The 15,274-nt window shown below is 74.6% G+C and carries 13 protein-coding genes; 8 read left to right on the forward strand and 5 right to left on the reverse strand.

Annotated features, from left to right (window positions below; genetic code table 11):
• Positions 1 to 31: 31 nt before the first annotated feature.
• Entirely contained in the window at positions 32 to 976 is a 945-nt protein-coding gene (gene rsmI / locus CR162_RS06505; protein ID WP_099094770.1) for a 16S rRNA (cytidine(1402)-2'-O)-methyltransferase, read from the reverse strand.
• Positions 977 to 1,038: 62 nt separating this feature from the next.
• On the opposite strand from rsmI, the gene CR162_RS06510 reads away from it, so the two are divergent.
• Together CR162_RS06510 and CR162_RS06515 are read left to right on the forward strand one after the other, a co-directional pair.
• Positions 1,039 to 2,184: a penicillin-binding protein activator gene (locus CR162_RS06510; RefSeq protein WP_176559748.1), complete on the forward strand. Its 1,146-nt coding sequence runs from the start codon at positions 1,039 to 1,041 to the stop codon at positions 2,182 to 2,184.
• Positions 2,185 to 2,255: 71 nt separating this feature from the next.
• Entirely contained in the window at positions 2,256 to 3,644 is a 1,389-nt protein-coding gene (locus tag CR162_RS06515) for a sensor histidine kinase (RefSeq protein WP_245870165.1), read from the forward strand.
• 156 nt (positions 3,645 to 3,800) lie between these two features.
• On the opposite strand, the gene CR162_RS06520 is transcribed toward CR162_RS06515, so the two are convergent.
• The 4 genes from CR162_RS06520 to CR162_RS06535 form a co-directional block, all read right to left on the reverse strand.
• Positions 3,801 to 4,706 carry a TIGR03915 family putative DNA repair protein gene (locus CR162_RS06520; RefSeq protein ID WP_245870166.1) on the reverse strand — a complete coding sequence of 302 codons (906 nt, stop codon included), beginning with the start codon at positions 4,704 to 4,706 and terminating at the stop codon, positions 3,801 to 3,803.
• Positions 4,703 to 5,962, reverse strand: a complete 1,260-nt coding sequence (locus tag CR162_RS06525; RefSeq protein WP_099094734.1) for a putative DNA modification/repair radical SAM protein — start codon at positions 5,960 to 5,962, stop codon at positions 4,703 to 4,705. The genes CR162_RS06520 and CR162_RS06525 overlap by 4 nt, the downstream gene beginning before the upstream one ends.
• 211 nt (positions 5,963 to 6,173) lie before the next feature.
• Complete coding sequence (gene hemW / locus CR162_RS06530) at positions 6,174 to 7,343, reverse strand: radical SAM family heme chaperone HemW (protein ID WP_099094735.1); 1,170 nt, start codon at positions 7,341 to 7,343, stop codon at positions 6,174 to 6,176.
• Positions 7,344 to 7,400: 57 nt separating this feature from the next.
• The gene (locus CR162_RS06535; protein WP_099094736.1) at positions 7,401 to 8,135 is read right to left on the reverse strand and encodes a sulfite exporter TauE/SafE family protein; all 735 of its coding nucleotides are present in this window, start codon (positions 8,133 to 8,135) and stop codon (positions 7,401 to 7,403) included.
• A 155-nt stretch (positions 8,136 to 8,290) separates the two neighbouring features.
• Between CR162_RS06535 and CR162_RS06540 the strand changes: the two genes are divergently transcribed.
• The 6 genes from CR162_RS06540 (at position 8,291) to lnt (ending at position 15,193) form a co-directional block, all read left to right on the forward strand.
• Positions 8,291 to 9,244 carry a LysR family transcriptional regulator gene (locus tag CR162_RS06540; RefSeq protein ID WP_099094737.1) on the forward strand — a complete coding sequence of 318 codons (954 nt, stop codon included), beginning with the start codon at positions 8,291 to 8,293 and terminating at the stop codon, positions 9,242 to 9,244.
• A 211-nt stretch (positions 9,245 to 9,455) separates the two neighbouring features.
• On the forward strand, positions 9,456 to 10,877 hold the full coding sequence (miaB, locus tag CR162_RS06545; RefSeq protein ID WP_281254957.1) for a tRNA (N6-isopentenyl adenosine(37)-C2)-methylthiotransferase MiaB: 1,422 nt from the start codon (positions 9,456 to 9,458) through the stop codon (positions 10,875 to 10,877).
• A gap of 41 nt (positions 10,878 to 10,918) precedes the next feature.
• The gene (locus tag CR162_RS06550; protein ID WP_099094774.1) at positions 10,919 to 12,031 is read left to right on the forward strand and encodes a PhoH family protein; all 1,113 of its coding nucleotides are present in this window, start codon (positions 10,919 to 10,921) and stop codon (positions 12,029 to 12,031) included.
• Positions 12,012 to 12,566 carry an rRNA maturation RNase YbeY gene (gene ybeY / locus CR162_RS06555; RefSeq protein WP_408887449.1) on the forward strand — a complete coding sequence of 185 codons (555 nt, stop codon included), beginning with the start codon at positions 12,012 to 12,014 and terminating at the stop codon, positions 12,564 to 12,566. The genes CR162_RS06550 and ybeY overlap by 20 nt, the downstream gene beginning before the upstream one ends.
• Positions 12,563 to 13,492, forward strand: a complete 930-nt coding sequence (locus tag CR162_RS06560; protein WP_099094738.1) for a hemolysin family protein — start codon at positions 12,563 to 12,565, stop codon at positions 13,490 to 13,492. Before ybeY ends, CR162_RS06560 begins: the two co-directional genes overlap by 4 nt.
• A gap of 165 nt (positions 13,493 to 13,657) precedes the next feature.
• On the forward strand, positions 13,658 to 15,193 hold the full coding sequence (gene lnt, locus CR162_RS06565) for an apolipoprotein N-acyltransferase (protein ID WP_245870167.1): 1,536 nt from the start codon (positions 13,658 to 13,660) through the stop codon (positions 15,191 to 15,193).
• The last annotated feature ends 81 nt before the right edge of the window (positions 15,194 to 15,274 follow it).

A 15,274-nucleotide genomic window follows, 5' to 3' on the forward strand; every position in this document is an offset into this window, starting at 1 on the left:
CAGCATCCTGCGGGCGCCATCCCTGCCGGCATCATCCTTCCTGGCGCAGTGCCAGCGCCCGGGCATAGACCTGCTTGCGCGGCAGGCCGGTGGCGGCGGCCACCAGGGCGGCGGCGTCGCGCAGGCTCTCGCCGGCCGCCAGCGCGGCGCGCAGCCGCTCGTCGAGCCCGGCCTCCGCCGCGCCGGCCTCCGCCTCGGCGGCGGGCGGCCCCACCACCAGCACGATCTCGCCACGCGCCGGGTTGGCCGCGTAGTGCGCCGCCAGCGCCTCCAGCGTGCCGCGCCGCACCTCCTCGAAGCGCTTGGTCAGCTCCCGCGCCACCGCCGCCGGGCGCGGGCCGAGGTGCCGCGCCATGGCCGCCAGGGTTTCCGCCAGGCGGTGCGGCGCCTCGTAGAAGATCAGCGTGGCGGAAAGGCCGGCCCGCTCGGCGGCGCGCAGCCGCCCCAGCTCCGCCGCCCGCGCCGCCTCCCGCGGCGGCAGGAAGCCGTGGAACAGGTAGGGGTGCGGCGGCAGGCCGGACAGGGTCAGCGCCATCACCGCCGCATTGGCCCCCGGCACGGCCGAGACGGCGTGCCCGGCGGCGATGGCGGCGCGCACCAGCCGGTAGCCGGGGTCGCTCATCAGCGGCGTGCCCGCATCCGAGACCAGCGCCAGGTGTTCTCCCGCCGCCATCCGCGCCAGCAGGCGTGGCGTCGCCGCGTCCTCGTTGTGCTCGTGCAGCGGGAGGAGGCTCACCGAAACGCCATGTCGCGCCAGCAGCGGAGCGGTTACCCTGGTGTCCTCGCACAGCACCGCGTCGGCCGCGCGCAGCACGGCCAGGGCGCGGGGTGCGAGGTCGCCGAGATTGCCGATCGGCGTCGCCACCAGGGTCAGGCCGGGCCTGCCACCCGGCGCCCCGGACGTCTCGCTCGGGGTTCCAGTTGGGGAGATTTCATTTGTCGTTTCCGCGCTCGTCTCGTTCTCGTCCGGCTGCACTGAGTGGAACTCTCCCGAAAACCCGGCGATGGCTGACTGGCACCGCGCTGCTCGCCGCCCTTGTGGCGCTCTCGGCCTGCGCCCCGCAAGCCTCGGGCCCCGTCTACGCGCCCGCCCCCCTCGCCGGCATGGCCGCCGCGCCGCCGCCGCAGCCCGCCCGCACCAAGGTGGCGCTGCTGCTGCCGCTCACCGGGCAGAACGCAGCGCTCGGCCAGTCGCTGCTGAACGCCGCGCAGCTCGCCCTGTTCGAGCAGGGCGGGCCGGGCTTCGAGTTCCTGCCGCGCGACACGGGCGGCACGCCCGCGGGCGCCGCCGAGGCGGCGCGGGCGGCGGTGGCCGAGGGGGCGCGCGTCATCGTGGGGCCGCTGACGGCGCAGGAAACCGCGGCGGTGACCAGCCCCGCGCGCGCCGCGGGCGTCCCGGTGCTGCCCTTCACCAACGATGCCAGCCAGGCGGCGCAGCAGGTCTGGCCGCTCGGCATCACCCCGGCGCAGCAGGTGCGCCGCCTGGTGGCGGCGGCCAATGCCCAGGGGGTGCGGCGCTTCGCCCTGGCCGCGCCGAACGGCGCGCTGGGCCGGCAGATGGCCGAGGCGCTGCGCGGCGCGGCGAGCGATCTCGGCCTGCCCGCGCCCATCGTCGAGACCTATCCGGCCGCCGCCGCGCCGGGGGTGGTGGCGGCGGAGGTGGCGCGCAAGATCGGCGCCACCGACGCGGACGCGCCGGCCGAATCGCGCACCGAGATGCTGCTGCTGGGCGAGAGCGGGGCACGGGCGCGGGACTTCGCCGCCGGCCTCGCCGCGGCGGGGGCGGCGATGCCGCCGCTGCGCCTGGCCGGCCACGCGCTGTGGGGGCATGACGAGAGCATGGGCCAGCAGCCGGCCCTGGCCGGCGCCTGGTTCCCCGGCCCCGACCCGGCCGCCCGCGGCCATTTCGACGGCCGCTACGAGGCCGCCTTCGGCGAGCGGCCGGCGCGGGTGGTGGGCGTGGCCTATGACGCGGCGGCGCTGGCCGCCCGCTCGGTGCGCAACCAGCCGCCCGAAGCGCCGGCACAGATGCCGCTGGGCGAGGTGGTGCTCGGCGCCGATGGCGCGCTGCGGCTGAACCCGGGCGGGCAGGTGCAGCGGGCGCTCGCGGTCTATGCCATCGCGCCCGGCGCGCCGCCCGGCGTGGCGGCGCCCGCCGAGCTGCCGGGCGGCGCCGGCTTCTGAGCGGATGGTGGGGAGGAACGCGGCGGGGAGCCTTCCCCGCCCCCATGCCGATGCAGCCACCGGAGAGCATGATGGATGAGGAAAGGCCGGCGCCGCTGCGCTGGCTGGGTTCGGCGGCGCTGATCGGCGGCGTGCCGGTGCTGCTGCTGGCGCTGATGGCCCTGAGCGGCAAGGCCGACCCCGGCGCGGCGCTGCTCGCCATGGCGCTCACCGCCCTGGCCGCCCTGGCGCTGGCGCGCCGCTGGCTGGGCAACCTGGCGCGGCTGGCCGCCGTGCTGCGCCGCGCCGCGGCCGGCGAGGGGGACTGGCCGGGGCCGCCCTCCGCGCCCCCGCTGCTTCCCGCCCTGGCCGAGGTCTCGCAGGGCGTGGCGCGGCTGGCGCGCAGCCTGGCCGAGCGGGGCGAGCTGCTGGAGCGGATGCGCCGGGCCGACGCCGCCATCCTGGAAAGCCTGCCGGACCCGCTGCTGGTGCTGGGCGCCGACCGCGCGGCGCTGCGCGCCAACGCCGCCGCCCGCGCGCTCTTCGGCGCCCGCGCCGCCGAGGCCGGGCCGCTGGCGGGGGATGCCGCGGCGCTGCTGCGCCACCCGGCGCTGGCCGGCGCGGTGGACCGTGCCCTGGCCGAGGGCACGCGGCAGGCGGCCGATGTCGTGCTGCCCGTGCCGGTGCCGCGCGAGCTGGCCGCGCAGGTCATCCCGCTCGACCCGCCGCTGTTCGATGGCGGGCGGCTGGTGGTGCTGCTTTCCGACCGCACGCGGGAGCGCGCGGTGGAGCGGATGCGCGCCGACTTCGTGGCCAATGCCAGCCATGAGCTGCGCACCCCGCTGGCCAGCCTGATGGGCTTCATCGAGACGCTGCGCGGCCCGGCCCGGGACGACCCGGAGGCGCGGGCGCGCTTCCTCGACATCATGGCCGAGCAGTCGGAGCGGATGCGGCGGCTGATCGAGGACCTGCTCGGCCTGTCGCGCATCGAGCTGGCCGAGCACCAGGCGCCGACCGACCGCGTGGCGCTCGCCGTCCTGGCGCGGGGCGAGGCCGAGGCGATGGCGCCGATCCTGGCCAGCCGCCATGTCAGCCTCTCGCTGGAACTGGACGAGGCGGCCATCGCCGCCCCCGCCGATGCCGAGCAGCTCGCCCAGGTGCTGCGCAACCTGCTGGAGAACGCGGTGCGCCACGGCCAGCAGGGCGGCGAGGTGAAGCTCGCCGTGGCGCGGCAGGGCGGCGCGCGCCCCGGCGTGACGATGAGCGTGACCGATGACGGACCTGGCATCGCCCGCGAGCACATCCCGCGCCTGACGGAGCGCTTCTACCGGGTGGACAAGGCGCGCTCGCGCCATGCGGGCGGCACCGGGCTCGGGCTCGCCATCGTCAAGCACATCGTCAACCGCCACCGCGGCCAGCTGCACATCGAGAGCCGGGAGGGCGAGGGCGCCACCTTCAAGGTGTGGCTGCCGGCGGAATAGGCCCCCGCCCTCACGCCCGGCGCGCGGGCGCCCCACCTCATGCCCGGCGCGCAGGCGCCCCACCTCATGCCCGGCGCGCAGGCGCCCCACCTCATGCCAGAGGCGCGGGCGCCCCAACCCCATCCGGAGAGGCGCCGCCCTCCGGGGAGCGGGGGATCACTTCGCCCCCGGCTTCTGCCGCCGCCCTGGCGCTTTCGGCTGCTGCCCCAGCATCGCCCGCACCCGCCCCTCGGCGCCCTTCATCAGCTCCGGGATCACCTCGGCCTCGGGGAGGTTCCTCCAGTACTTCTTGGGCATCTCGGCGCGCATGGCATCCGGCTTCAGCCGGGCGGGGTTGAAGATGCTGGCGAAGTAGGTGCGCCACAGATCCTCCGCCGCGTCCTCGGCCGGCGCGTCGGCGCGGCGGGCGCCAAGGGTGAAGGCGAGCGCCGCGCCATCCCAGTGGGCGCAGCGGCGCGGCGTCAGGATCGACCAGCGCAGGATGGCGAAGCGCCGCACGAAGAAGCCCGCCTCCGCCTCGACGATGTGGTGCTCCGGCTCGAACCAGGCGACGGAGCGCGGCCCCTCGGCCGTGTCGATCTCCCGGAAGCGGAGAAAGGCGTGCATCTTGTGCGCGTCCCGCCGCACGGCGCGGGCCATGGCGCCAAGGCGCGCCATGCGCGGCTCGGTCGGGGTGCGCAGCAGGCCGGGGCGGGCGCGGGCGTCCCACAACAGGGAATGGAGCAGCGCGAAGCGCTCCCGGTCGGCATGGCGCACGGCCAGCTCGGCCATCTCCACGAAGTCGCGCGGCACCGCGAGGGGCGGGCCCACCGCATCCGGCGGCGGCGGGCCGGTGAAGAGGCCGGGCGGGTCCTCCGGGGTGCGCCATTCCACCGCCTCGGGCGGAATGGCCGCCGCGAGCAGCTTCCGCGCCGCGGCGCGCCAGGCGGCGAAATCCGCGTAGGAGGGAAGCAGGACGGTGAACGTCTCCGGCGCGGCGCGGCCGGCCCCCGCCCCGCCGGCTTCCCCCCCCTCCCGGGTGCCGGCGGCGTCCTCCGGCGGGCCGGGCTGGCCACGCGTCACGGGAACAGCGAAAGCTGGCGCGGCCTGGCCTGGGCGCCGAGGCCGGCCGGCGCGGTCAGCATGGCGCGCAGGCGGGGCGAGTCCAGCAGGCCCGGGGCGGCGCGATGGTCGGGCGCCAGCAGGAAGGGCGCGACCTTGCGCAGCGGCACGCGCAGCCGCGCCAGATCGGCCAGCCGCACCCGGCCTTCCTGGCGCGCGGCGAGGATGCGGTCCACGTTGCGCGCGCCAAGGCCCGGCACCCGCAGCAGCAGCTCGCGCGGGGCGGCGTTGATGTCCACGGGAAAGACGGCGCGGTGCTTCAGCGCCCAGGCCAGCTTGGGGTCGATCTCCAGGTCCAGCATGCCGCCCTCGCCGCCCGAGAGAATTTCCTCCGTGCCGAAGCCGTAGAAGCGCAGCAGCCAGTCCGCCTGGTACAGCCGGTGCTCGCGCAGCAGCGGCGGCGGCGCCGGCGGCAGCAGGCTGGATGCCTCGGGGATCGGCGAGTAGCCGGAATAATAGACCCGGCGCAGCCCGTACTTCTCGTAAAGCTCGGCCCCCTTGCCGAGGATGCTCCGGTCGTCGCTGTCATCGGCGCCGACGATCATCTGCGTGGACTGCCCGGCCGGCGCGAAGCGCGGCGGCGCGGCGCGGCGAGCGGTGCGCTTCGCCTCCCTCGCCTCGGCGATGCGGGAGGAGAGCTGCTGCATGGCGCCGCCGATGGCGGGCAGGTCCTTCTCGGGGGCCAGCCGCTTCAGGCTCGCCACCTGTGGCAGCTCCACATTGATCGAGAGCCGGTCCGCCCAGCGCCCCGCCTCGGCCAGCAGCTCCGGCGCGGCCTCGGGGATGGTCTTGAGGTGGATGTAGCCGAGGAAGCCATGCTCCTCCCGCAGCGTGCGCGCCACGCGGATGAGCTGCTCTATCGTGTAATCCGGGCTGCGGATGATGCCGGAGGAGAGGAACAGCCCCTCGATGTAGTTGCGCCGGTAGAAGGCCAGCGTCAGCTTCACCAGCTCGGCCACGGTGAAGCGGGCGCGCGGCACGTTGGAGGTGGCGCGGTTGATGCAGTAGGCGCAGTCGAACACGCAGGCATTGGTCAGCAGCACCTTCAGCAGCGAGATGCAGCGGCCATCCGGCGCATAGGCGTGGCAGATGCCCATGCCCTCCGTGCTGCCGAGCCCGCCCGCGCGCGAATCCCGCTTCTCCGTGCCCGAGGAGGCGCAGGAGGCGTCGTACTTGGCGGCATCGGCAAGCAGGGCGAGCTTGGCACGGAGGTCCATGGGCAATGGTCCGAGGTTTCGTTCCCTATGTGTTCATGAGCGGCCGGATGCCAAGCCCCTTCGCGGAACCGTGGCGAAGGGCAAATTCGTTCTTCCGATGAAACGTTCTGGTGGCTGCCCAGCCGGCTCGGGCGGCCCGGCACCTCCGGATGGTCCCTGGCCCGCTTTTCCCCAACCGGCCGCGCTCGATCCGCCCCTTCCGGCCATAGCCTCAGCGCAGCAGCGCCGGCAGCAGCGCGTCCAGCCGGAGCCGCCCTTCCCAGGTCGCGGCGAGCCGCCCTTCCGGGGTCCAGGCCAGGTAGTCCTCGTCGAGGCAGGCGGCCAGCATGGCCGGGTCCACCGCGTCCGCCAGCGACAGGCCGGTCCGCGCCTGGAGCCGCGCCGGGTCCACCCCCTCGGACAGGCGCAGCCCCATCAGCAGCGCCTCGCGCGCGCGGTCGGTGGGGGAGAGGGTCTCGGTGGCGGTGACGGCGTGGCCCTGCGCCTCGACGCGCGCCAGCCATTCCTCGGGGCCGCGGTGCCGGCGCGCCGCCACCAGCCCCTCGCGCAGCGTCAGCCGCTGATGCGCGCCGGCGCCGATGCCGAGATAGTCGCCATAGCGCCAATAGGCGAGGTTGTGCCGGCTTTCCGAGCCCGGCCTGGCGTAGTTCGAGACCTCATAGGGCAGCAGGCCGAAGCGCGCCGCCTCCTCGCCGGTGGCGAAGTAGAGGGCGGCGGCCTCCTCCCCCTCCGGCAGGGCGAAGGCACCGCGCGCATGCTCGGTGGCGAAGCGCGTGCCGGGCTCGATGGTGAGCTGGTAGAGCGAGAGGTGGTCGGCCGCCAGCGCCAGGGCGCGCCGCAGCTCGGCGCGCCACTCGGCCACCGCCTGTCCCGGCCGGGCATAGATCAGGTCGAAGGACAAGCGCGGGAACAGGCCGCGCGCCGCCTCCAGCGCGGCGATGGCCTGCCCGGCGTCGTGCCTGCGGCCGAGGAAGCCCAGCGCCGCGTCGTTCAGCGCCTGCACGCCGAGGCTGGCGCGGTTCACCCCGGCGGCGCGGATCTCGGCCAGGCGCGAAACCTCCACGCTGGTCGGGTTGGCCTCCAGCGTGATCTCGATATCCGCCAGGGGCGGGAAAAGCCGGGTGGCGTCGGCGACGATGCCGGCCACCACCTCCGGCGGCATCAGGCTCGGCGTGCCGCCGCCGAAGAAGATGGAGGCGAGCGGCCGCCCGCCCTGCCCGTCCGCCTCCAGCCGCGCCGCCTCGAAGGCCAGCTCCCGCCGCAGGGCGGCGCCAAAGCGCGCCGCGTCCACCCGCTCCCGCACATGGCTGTTGAAGTCGCAATAGGGGCATTTGGCGGCGCAGAAGGGCCAGTGGACGTAGAGGGCGATCGGCTCGGGCATGGGGGCGGATATGGGCGTGGCGGCCCTCGGGTGTCGAGAGCGCGTGCCGGGGGGCGGCTATGCCAGGGCGCGCCAGGCCATCTCCGCCCCCAGCGCGCCGAGGCCGAGGAAGAAGCCGCGCCGGAAGGTCTCGGGCCGCACCCGCCCCCGCAGCCAGCCGCCCAGCGCCATGCCCAGCAGCGCCGGCGGCACCGCCAGCAGGGATTGCCCCAGCAGCACCCCCGGCAGCGCGCCGTGCCAGAGCAGCCCCGCCGCCAGCGCCAGGGTGGAGACGGTGAAGGACAGCCCCAGCGCCTGCACCAGCTCGTCCCGCCCCAGCCCCAGCGCGCCGAGGAAGGGCACGGCGGGGATGACGAACACGCCCGTGGCGCCGGTGACGGCGCCCGTGGCCAGACCCGCCAGCGGCGCCGTCCAGTGCTCGGCGCGGCGCGGCACGCGCAGGCCAGGGCGTGCGAGGCCAATGGCGGCATAGGCCAGCAGGGTCAGCCCCAGCGCCGCCACCGGCCAGCGCGAATCCTCCCGCGCGATCAGCCCGGCGCCGAGCAGGGTGCCGGCCAGGATGCCCAGCATCATGCCGCCCAGCCGCCGCAGCAGCGCACCGAAGCGCGGCCCGGCGAGAAGCTGCCAGAGATTCGTCACCAGCGAAGGCAGGACCAGCAGCGCCGCGGCCTGGGCAGGCGGCATGAGCACGCCCAGCAGGCCCATCGCCACCGTCGGCAGGCCGAGGCCGATGACGCCCTTGACCAGCCCGGCCAGCAGGAACACGGCCAGGACGTACAGCATCTCCACCATCGATCCTCCCGGCGCCGGGGGAATGAACCCCCTTGGCTTTTTTTCGCTGGTCCACAGGGGCGCGCCCGCGGCGACACCCTCCGGCGAAGCCTGGGCGGGCGCAATGCGGATCTGGCATAGTCAGGCTTCGGCCCGCACGAAGGCACAGCCGCCCCATGCATCTCGACCTGACGGATCTGCGCCTGTTCCGGCATGTGGCGGAGGCCGGCAGCATCACGGCGGGCGCGGCGCGGGCGGGGCTGGCGCTCGCCTCGGCCAGCACGAGGCTGCGGGACATGGAGGCGCAGGCCGGCGTGGCGCTGCTGCTGCGCGGGCGGCGCGGCGTCAGCCTCACCCCGGCGGGCCTCGCCCTGCTGCACCATGCCCGGCTGGTGGCGCAGCAGGTGGAGCGGATGCGCGGCGAGCTGGGCGAGTATGCGCGCGGCCTGAAGGGCCATGTGCGGCTGCTGGCCAACACCGCCGCCACCGCCGAGCTGCTGCCCGAGCCGCTGGCGCGCTTCCTGGCCGCGCATCCGCAGGTGGATATCGACCTCCGGGAATGCCCCAGCGCCGAAGTCGCCCGGGGCGTGGCCGAGGGCCTGGCCGAGCTGGGCGTGGCGGCCGGCCATGCCGACCTGTCCGGGCTGGAGGCCCTGCCCTTCCGCGCCGAGCGGCTGGTGCTGGTGGCGCCGCCGGGCCACGCCCTGGCCGGGCGGCGGGCGGTGGGGCTGGCGGAGGCGCTGGGCTGGGAGTTCATCGGGCTCGGCGCGGAGAGCGCGCTGCAGCGGCATGTGGCGGGCCACGCGGCGCGCGCCGGCCTGCGGCTGCGGCTGCGCATCCAGGCGCCGGGGCCGGAGGCGGCCTGCCGCATGGCGGCGCTCGGCGCCGGGCTGGCCATCGTGCCCGAGGCGGCGGCCCGGCGCGCGGCGGCGCCCCTCGCCCTGCTGCGGCTGGAGGAGCCCTGGGCCGAGCGCCGGCTCAGCCTGCTGCGGCGGCGCGGCGTTTCCCTGCCCCTGCATGCGGAGCGGCTGCTGGCGCACCTGGCCGGCTGCGCCGGAGCCGCGCCACCCCATGGCGCGGGCGCCACGTTGCTCGGGAATGTCATGCCCGCCCGTGGCGGTTTGCCTTGACCCGCCCCCTGGCGATCCCCAAGCATTGGCACCGTGATGAGCAGCCAAGGCGCGACCCCAGAATCGCGGGGCGCGCAGGGTCCGGTCGCTTGACCCGAGGCCCCGCGCCCCGCACATCCGCCCGGAACGCCGCCCCGTGCCGGGGCGGGCCCGGAAAGCGTGCATGCGAATGCGCCCCTCCGGGTGTCGCTGCCCCAGGGTTCCCCGCATCATGACCACTGTTCCCCGCCCCGAGACGCTGTCGCCGGAGGCCGCCACCGCCACAACCGAGCCCGGCGGGCGGAAGAAGCTGTTCATCCGCACCTGGGGCTGCCAGATGAACGTCTATGACAGCACCCGCATGGCGGATGTGCTGGCCCCCCTCGGCTACGGCCCCGCCGAAACGCCGGAGGAGGCCGACATGGTCATCCTCAACACCTGCCACATCCGCGAGAAGGCCTCGGAGAAGGTGTTCTCCGACCTGGGCCGCCTGCGCCTGCTGAAGACCGAGAAGGCGGCGGCGGGCCAGAAGATGGTGCTGGCGGTCGCCGGCTGCGTGGCGCAGGCGGAGGGCGCCGAGATCACCGCCCGCGCCCCTTGGGTCGACATCGTGCTCGGCCCGCAGACCTATCACCGCCTGCCGGAGATGGTGGCCCGCGCTTCCCGCGCCGCCGGGGCGCAGATCGACACCGACTTCCCCGTGGAGCAGAAGTTCGACCTGCTGCCCGAGGTGAACGCCACCCAGGGCCCCGTCGCCTTCCTCACCATCCAGGAGGGCTGCGACAAGTTCTGCTCCTTCTGCGTGGTGCCCTACACGCGCGGCGCCGAGTTCTCGCGCCCCGTGGCGGCCATCCTGGCGGAGGCGAAGCGCCTGGTGGCGGGCGGCGCGCGGGAGATCGCGCTGCTCGGGCAGAACGTGAACGCCTGGCATGGCGAGGCGCCGGACGGCTCCGCCTGGACGCTCTCCCGCCTGCTCTACGAGCTGGCCGAGATCGATGGGCTGGCGCGGCTGCGCTACACCACCAGCCACCCGCGCGACATGGACGCGGCGCTGATCCAGGCGCATGGCCGCATCCCCGCGCTCATGCCCTTCCTGCACCTGCCGGTGCAGAGCGGCTCGGACAAGGTGCTGGCGGCGATGAACCGCGGCCACAAGGCCGAGCTGTTCTACCGCATCGCCGACCAGCTCCGCGAGGCGCGGCCGGACATGGCGCTCTCCTCCGACTTCATCTTGGGCCATCCGGGCGAGACGGCGGCGGACCATGCCGCCACCATGCGGCTCGTGGAGACGGTGGGCTTCGCGCTTGCCTATTCCTTCAAGTACTCGCCCCGCCCCGGCACGCCGGCCGCCGGCCAGCCCTTCCAGGTGCCGGAGGCGGAGAAGGATGCCCGCCTGCAGGAGCTGCAGGCGCTGCTGCGCCGGCAGCAGGACCAGTTCAACCGCGACTGCGTGGGCCGCGAATGCGACATCCTGCTGACCGGCCCGGGGCGCCACCCCGGGCAGGTGGCCGGGCGCACGCCGTGGCTGCAGCCGGTGCACATGATGGGCCCGGCCGGCCTGGCCGGGCGCATGGCGCGGGCGCGCATCGAGGCCGCCCTGCCGAATTCCCTTTCCGCCACCCTGCTGGATGCGAAGGAGCTCGCCCCCGCTTGAGCAACTCCACCCCCATCGCTCTGCGGGCCGACCCCCGCGCCATGAGCCGCCCCATGATGGCCGACACCGTCTCCGCCGCCCGCACCGTCACGCTGCAGTTCGACGACAACGCGCTGCTGCCGCTGCTCTATGGCGAGCACGACCGGCACCTGGCCCAGATCGAGCAGCGGATGGGGGTGCGGCTGGCCAGCCGCGGCAACCGCCTCTCGATCACCGGCTCGGCCGAGGGCACCTCGGTCGCGGAGGCGGCGCTGCGCAGCCTGTGGCGGCAACTGGAACGCGGGGAGAACGTGGCGATGCCGGAAGTGGAGGCCGCGATGCGCCTGGCCCAGCGCCGCGCCGACGCGCCGCGGGAAAGCCTGCCGGACACGCCCGAGCCGCGCCTGCCGCTGTCCGACCTGCCGGCGATCCGCACCAAGAAGGGTGCCATCGCGCCCCGCAGCCACGCCCAGGCCGACTACATGGACCTGCTGGCGCGGACCGACATGGTGTTCGGCATCGGCCCCGCCGGCACGGGCAAGACCTACCTCGCCGTGGCGCAGGGTGTCGCGATGCTGATGGCCGGGCGCGTGGACCGTATCGTGCTGTCCCGCCCCGCCGTGGAGGCGGGCGAGCGGCTGGGCTTCCTGCCGGGTGACATGAAGGAGAAGGTAGACCCCTATCTCCGCCCGCTCTACGACGCCCTGCACGACATGATGCCGGCCGACCAGGTGCAGCGCCGCATCGTCTCGGGCGAGATCGAGATCGCGCCGCTGGCCTTCATGCGCGGCCGGACGCTGGCCCATTGCTACGCCATCCTCGACGAGGCGCAGAACACCACCCCCGCCCAGATCAAGATGTTCCTCACCCGCATGGGCGAGGGCACGCGCATGGTGATCACCGGCGATCCCACCCAGGTGGACCTCCCCCCCGGCCAGAAATCCGGGCTGGTGGAGGCTCTCTCCGTGCTGGACGGGGTGCAGGGGATCGGCGTCTCGCGCTTCGGCGAGCAGGACGTGGTGCGGCATCCGCTGGTGGCGCGCATCGTCGCCGCCTATAATCGCGCCGATCAGTTGGCCCACGGCGCCGCCAGGACGGGCGGGCCGGGCGCGGCCGGCGCCGGGACGGAAACGCTCCGTCGCGGCAGGAAGGAGAATGATGGAACCGGGAAGTAGCTCGCCCGGCCGCAACAGCGCGGCCGGGCCTTCGCAGCCGGAGGTGACGGTCATCGTCGAAGCCCCGGCATGGCGCGCGGCGGTGCCGCGGGTCGAGGATCTGGCGCGCCGCGCCGCGGAAGCCGCCTGGGCCGAGATGGCCCTGGATGGCGGCACGAGGGACGCCGCGCCTTGCGGGGCTGCCGCCGGCGCCCCCTTCGGCGCCATGACCGTGCTGCTGACGGATGACCGGGCGGTGAAGCGCCTGAACAGCCAGCACCGCGGCAAGGTCAAGCCCACCAACGTGCTGTCCTTTCCCGGCGAGGGCTTCGGGCATCTCGGCGACATCGCGCTGGCGCTCGGCGTCGTGCGGCGGGAGGCGCGCGGGGCGCGCCGCCGGGTGGGCGCGCATCTGGCACATCTGGTGGCGCATGGCACGCTGCACCTGGGCGGCCACGACCACATCCAGGCCGGGGAGGCCCGCCGGATGGAACGGGCCGAGGCGCGCATCATGCGGCGCCTCAACATGCCCAATCCGTGGCGGGGGGTGACATGAGCGGCAGCGAATCGCGCGACGGCATCCTCTGGCGCCTCCAGGGATTGTTGCGGCGCCGCTCCGCCGAGAGCGTGCGCGACCAGGTGGAGGCCCTTGTCGAGGGCCGCGAGCACCACGAGCCCTCCGAGAATGGCGGCCCGCCGCGCCCGGAGCTGGACGCGCAGGAGCGCGCCCTGCTGACCAACGTGCTGAAGCTGCGCGGCAAGACCGCCAGCGACGTGATGGTGCCGCGCGCCGACATCGTGGCCATGCCCGAGGACCTGACGCTGGAGCAGGCCATCCGCCTCATCCAGCGCGAGGGCCACAGCCGCTTCCCCGTCTACCGGGAGCAGCTCGACGAGATCGTCGGCATGGTCCACATCAAGGACGTGTTCGCCAGCGTCGGGCGCGAGGGGCCGTTCAGCATGGCCGCCGTGCTGCGCAAGCCGCTCTTCGTCGTGCCTTCCGTGCCGGTGCTGGACCTGCTGCTGCAGATGCGCCAGGCCCGCATGCACCTGGCGCTGGTGGTGGACGAGTATGGCGGCATCGACGGCCTCGTCACCATCGAGGACCTCGTCGAGACCATCACCGGCGACATCTCCGACGAGCATGACGAGGACCGGCCGGCGCAGATCGTCGAGCGCACGGACGGGCTGATCGACCTCGATGCCCGCACGCCCGTCGAGCTGTTCGAGCAGCGCCTCGGCGTCATCCTCACCGAGGACGAGCGGGAACAGGACATCGACACGGTGGGGGGGCTGGTCTTCACCCTGGCCGGGCGCGTGCCGGCCAAGGGGGAGCTGATCTCGCATTCCTCCGGCCTGGAGTTCCGCGTGCTCGATGCCGATCCGCGCCGCATCCGCCGCCTGCGCGTGCGGCGGCCGGGAAGCGGGAATGGCAGCGGAAACGGCGGCGGCAACGCTGGCGACGCGGCCCAGGCGGCCTGACGGAACGGCCCGGGGGCACCGTCCCCCGGGCCTTCCCCGCTCCCCGACCCCCGCTTTCCGCGCCCCCGCCCTCCCCACCGGCCGGCGCCTTGCCCCGCCGGCCCCGGCGGGCGAAACCCGGGCGCCTCGCGGCCCCGCCGCACCCTGCTGAGGGTTTTTCCGCCCGTGCTGACACGCCTGTCCCGACTGAGCGGCCGGAAGGCCCTGTTCGCGGCCTTCGGCCTTGGGGCGCTTGGCGCCCTGGCCCTGCCGCCGCTCCATCTCGTGCCCCTGCTGCTGCTGGCGGTGCCTGGGCTGCTGGCGCTGCTGGATGGCGCCGGCTCGGCCCGCCGGGCGGCGCTGATCGGCTTCGCCTGGGGATGGGGCCACCATGTCGCCGGCCTCTACTGGATCAGCCACGCCCTGCTGACCGACCCCTGGCGCTGGGGCTGGCTGGTGCCCATCGCCGTGCCGGGGCTGGCCTTGCCGCTGGCACTCTACATCGCCCTCGCGGCGCTCGCGGCCTGGATGGCGCGGCCCGGTTGGCCCCGCTGGCTGGCCCTGGCCGGCGCATGGACGCTGCTGGAGGTGCTGCGCGGCCTGCTTTTCACCGGCTTCCCGTGGAACGCCATGGGCTCGGTCTGGGCCTTCCACGCCCTGCCGCTGCAGCCGGCCGCCTGGGTTGGTGTCCATGGCCTCTCGCTGATCACCATGCTGCTGGCCGGGCTGCCCTGGCCGGGGCGGCGGGCGCCCGGCCGGGCTTTCGCGGGGGGGGCGCTGGCGCTGCTGGCGCTGGGCGGCCTCGGCGCGGCGCGGCTGGCGCAGCCTGCGCCGGCGGACCGGGACGTCACCCTGATGCTGGTGCAGGGCAACATCCAGCAGGAGGCGAAGTGGCGCGAGGACCAGCGCTGGCCGATCTTCCGCCGCTATCTCGACCTGACCCGCCAGGGCGCCGCCGCCGCCCCCCTGGAGCCCGGCCGCCCCCTGGTCGTCATCTGGCCGGAAACGGCGAGTCCCTTCCTGCTGCCGCAGGACGAGGCGGCACGCGGCTACGTGGCCCAGGTCCTGCCGCCGGGCGGGGTGCTGCTGGCCGGCTCCGTGCGCGCCGAGTGGCGGGCCGACGGCACGCTGGCGCGGGTGTTCAACAGCCTCTCCGCGGTGGATGCGAGCGGCGCCCTGCGCGGTGTCTATGACAAGGCGCATCTCGTTCCCTTTGGCGAGTACATGCCGCTGCGCGGGCTGATCCCCATCCGCGTCGTGCAGGGGGGCGTGGACTTCTCGGCGGGGCCGGGGCTGGTGGCGCTGGCGCCCGCCGGCCTGCCCGCCTTCAGCCCGCTCATCTGCTACGAGGTCATCTTCCCCGGCGCCGTCACGCCGGCCGAGCGGCCGGCCTGGCTGCTCAACGTCACCAACGATGCCTGGTTCGGCTTCTCGGCCGGCCCCTACCAGCACCTGGCCGCCGCGCGGCTGCGTGCGGTGGAGGAAGGGCTGCCACTGGCGCGTGCGGCACAGACGGGAATCTCTGCCATTTTCAATGCGCGCGGAGAGGTGATCGCGTGGATCGGCCTGGGCGAGGCAGGCACGGCCCGGGCGCCGCTGCCAGCCGCGCTGCCGCCGACAATCTTTGCCAGGACAGGCAATCTCGGAGCGACCCTGGCGGCGTTCCTGATGCTCTCGGTTGCACTTCTCAACCGCTTATCTACAATGTGGCGATCAATCTGACGCGGAATGACTATTTTTTGAGAATTCTCGAAAGAGTTGACTTTTTGCTAACGAAGCGTTAGATAATCGGTACACACACAA

The sequence above is a fragment of the Teichococcus rhizosphaerae genome (genome assembly GCF_002631185.1).
In the GTDB taxonomy this organism is placed as follows: domain Bacteria; phylum Pseudomonadota; class Alphaproteobacteria; order Acetobacterales; family Acetobacteraceae; genus Pseudoroseomonas; species Pseudoroseomonas rhizosphaerae.

What these genes read in the sequence shown, in the direction of transcription:
- hemW (WP_099094735.1), bottom strand. Translation starts at nt 7,343, where the DNA reads ATGCCCGAGCCGATCGCCCTCTACGTCCACTGGCCCTTCTGCGCCGCC.
- CR162_RS06550 (WP_099094774.1), top strand. Translation starts at nt 10,919, where the DNA reads ATGAGCCGCCCCATGATGGCCGACACCGTCTCCGCCGCCCGCACCGTC.
- CR162_RS06540 (WP_099094737.1), top strand. Translation starts at nt 8,291, where the DNA reads ATGCATCTCGACCTGACGGATCTGCGCCTGTTCCGGCATGTGGCGGAG.
- CR162_RS06515 (WP_245870165.1), top strand. Translation starts at nt 2,256, where the DNA reads ATGGATGAGGAAAGGCCGGCGCCGCTGCGCTGGCTGGGTTCGGCGGCG.
- CR162_RS06525 (WP_099094734.1), bottom strand. Translation starts at nt 5,962, where the DNA reads ATGGACCTCCGTGCCAAGCTCGCCCTGCTTGCCGATGCCGCCAAGTAC.
- CR162_RS06560 (WP_099094738.1), top strand. Translation starts at nt 12,563, where the DNA reads ATGAGCGGCAGCGAATCGCGCGACGGCATCCTCTGGCGCCTCCAGGGA.
- CR162_RS06535 (WP_099094736.1), bottom strand. Translation starts at nt 8,135, where the DNA reads ATGGTGGAGATGCTGTACGTCCTGGCCGTGTTCCTGCTGGCCGGGCTG.
- ybeY (WP_408887449.1), top strand. Translation starts at nt 12,012, where the DNA reads ATGATGGAACCGGGAAGTAGCTCGCCCGGCCGCAACAGCGCGGCCGGG.
- miaB (WP_281254957.1), top strand. Translation starts at nt 9,456, where the DNA reads ATGACCACTGTTCCCCGCCCCGAGACGCTGTCGCCGGAGGCCGCCACC.